Below are 265 nucleotides of genomic sequence, written 5' to 3'. Positions count from 1 at the left end.
CTGATCGAAAACCGCGTAGCTGAAGGTGGTTCTGATCGCCTGCTGGAACGCCGTGTAGCCGAAGGTGGTTCTGATCGCCTGATCGAAAACCGCGTAGCTGAAGGTGGTTCTGATCGCCTGCTGGATCGCCGCGTCGCCGAAGGTGGCTCTGATCGCCTGCTGGATCGCCGCGTCGCCGAAGGTGGCTCCGACCGCCTGATCGAAAACCGCGTAGCTGAAGGTGGTTCTGATCGCCTGCTGGAACGCCGTGTAGCCGAAGGTGGTT

Annotated in this window: 1 pseudogene; it reads left to right on the top strand. The window is 61.1% G+C overall.

From position 1 onward, the window contains the following. Window positions 1-265, top strand: a pseudogene (locus HU767_RS29030) (phage infection protein); the annotation flags it as partial.

This window comes from Pseudomonas sp. SWRI179, assembly GCF_014268705.1.
In the GTDB taxonomy this organism is placed as follows: domain Bacteria; phylum Pseudomonadota; class Gammaproteobacteria; order Pseudomonadales; family Pseudomonadaceae; genus Aquipseudomonas; species Aquipseudomonas zanjanensis.
This window is presented reverse-complemented; position numbering and strand designations above follow the sequence as displayed.